This is a genomic window from Flavobacterium bomense (assembly GCF_003970355.1).
Genome location: NZ_RYDJ01000046.1, coordinates 1 through 2,123 on the forward strand (window position 1 = coordinate 1; position 2,123 = coordinate 2,123).

Consider the following 2,123-nt stretch of genomic DNA (forward strand, 5'->3'; position numbering starts at 1 on the left):
AAAACTATTGGAACGATGAACGAATTTACACTCCTATCTCGAATAGTCGAGCATCCTGACCAATACCCTATTCAGAAAACAATGCTCACAGAACTTTTATCGGATCACGAATCACTAATTGCTGAATTGCGAAAAGATATCGACATCAGTACTGATGAAAATCATGATGCCGGAACTGCCGATTTACTTACTGGAATAATTCAACAACACGAAACTATTGCTTGGATTTTGAGAAGGTATCTGGGTTAAACTAATTTTTTTGCTAAAATTGTTTTTTTTAGTTGGCGGCTGTCTTATTGGAAAAACCGGTCAAATTGACCACCACTTTCCAGTCTAAATTGACCACTAATATCGGAGCAAACTGACCACCACTTTCCAGTCTAATTTGACCACCTAATTTTGGGTCAAATTGATTATTAAAAACTACTGACTTTTTCATGTTGTTAGCACCATACATTCGTTAAAAAAATACGGATTATGGCAAACAAAATAACAGACATGAGTAAAATTAGAAAAGCAATTAAATTCTATTGTAACGGGAAAAGTAAGTTATTCATAAGCAAATACTTATCACTTTCAAGAAATACGGTAAAGAAGTATATTTCATTATTTGAAGTTCTCGGATTAAGTTTGGAAGTAGTTAGTGATAAAACAGATGCCGAACTGGAACTTTTGTTTTCACACACTGCCGTGGAATCAATGAGTCCCAAATTGCAGACACTCCATAATTTTTTTCCTAAAATGGAACGAGAACTGAAAAAAGTTGGCGTTACCATACAACACCAATGGGAGCAATATATTGCAGTAAATCCTGATGGCTACAAGAGCTCGCAATTTAGCCATCATTACAAAATATGGGGTAAGCGGGTGAATCCCGTAATGCACATCAATCACAAAGCCGGTGATAAAATGTATGTGGATTATGCTAGAAAGACACTCTCCATTATTGATAAAGGCACTGGAGAAATTAAAGAGGTGCAGTTTGTTGTAGCCATATTGGGAGCTAGCCAATATACCTATGCCGAAGCTTCGATGAGCCAACAAAAGGAGGATTTTGTTGCTTCGGTAGAAAATGCTATGCGTTTTTTTGAAGGTACTCCTGCGGCAATTGTCCCGGATAATTTAAAGTCGGCAGTAATAAAAAGTAGTCGTTTTGAACCAACAATAAACGAAACCTTGGCTGATTTAGCCGAACATTACCAGACTACAATCTTGCCTGCCAGGGCTTATAAACCAAGAGATAAATCATTGGTTGAAGGGGCTGTCAAGATCTTGTACCGAAGGATTTATGTAACTCTAAAAGAAACCAAATTCTTTTCATTGGAAGAATTAAACCAGCAGGTATGGGATTTATTGGACACTCATAATAGTCGAAAACTCACCGGACGTCCTTACTCTCGTATAGAATTGTTTTTAGAAGACGAGCAACAACAACTCCGAGCACTTCCACAAGAACGTTTTGAAATCAAATACCAATCCTTTGCCACAGTGATGCAAAACGGACATGTTCAATTAAGTCAAGACAAAAATTACTACAGCGTTCCGTATCAATACGTAAAGAAAAAAGCCAAACTATTGTATACCAAATCTACAGTAGAGATCTATTATAAATACAATCGAATAGCTGTCCATGCACGAAATTACAGACCTTATGTTTATACCACAACTCCGGAACATTTGGCCAGCACACATCAATTTGTAGCCCAGTGGAGCGCGGCCCGCTTCATTGACTGGGCGAGCAGTATAGACGAGTCGGTGGGAGAATACATTTTGCAGATAATCGAAAGTAGAAACCACCCTGAACAAGCCTATAAAAGTTGTTTGGGAATACTGAACTTCGAAAAAAAGGTAGGCAAGCAGCGATTAATAAATGCCTGTAAACGGGCACTTGATTTTAAAATTTACAATTTTAAGACCATACAAAATATTTTGGAAAACAACCTAGACCTTATTGATTTTGAAAAAGAACCCGAGCAGGAACTCCCGAGTCACGGTAACATAAGAGGAAAACATTATTATAACTAAATTAAATCTTGAAAACATGAATGAATCCACAGTAACAAAAATGAAGCAAATGAAGCTTTATGGTATGTTTAATGCTTTTAAAACAGCCATTGAAAGCG

Annotated in this window: 3 protein-coding genes; 2 read left to right on the forward strand and 1 reads right to left on the reverse strand. The window is 37.0% G+C overall.

From position 1 onward, the window contains the following. The coding region (locus tag EKL98_RS15375) for a Dps family protein (protein WP_262706933.1) at positions 1-249 on the forward strand (249 nt) is incomplete at its 5' end. A 28-nt stretch (positions 250-277) separates the two neighbouring features. Here the strand turns inward: EKL98_RS15375 and EKL98_RS17635 are convergent. Then, complete coding sequence (locus EKL98_RS17635; RefSeq protein ID WP_158618338.1) at positions 278-439, reverse strand: hypothetical protein; 162 nt, start codon at positions 437-439, stop codon at positions 278-280. Positions 440-477: 38 nt separating this feature from the next. Between EKL98_RS17635 and istA the strand changes: the two genes are divergently transcribed. Then, entirely contained in the window at positions 478-2,025 is a 1,548-nt protein-coding gene (gene istA / locus EKL98_RS15380; protein ID WP_126563087.1) for an IS21 family transposase, read from the forward strand. The last annotated feature ends 98 nt before the right edge of the window (positions 2,026-2,123 follow it).

Coding starts and splice junctions, on each gene's coding strand:
- istA (WP_126563087.1), top strand. CDS start 478: ATGGCAAACAAAATAACAGACATGAGTAAAATTAGAAAAGCAATTAAA.
- EKL98_RS17635 (WP_158618338.1), bottom strand. CDS start 439: ATGAAAAAGTCAGTAGTTTTTAATAATCAATTTGACCCAAAATTAGGT.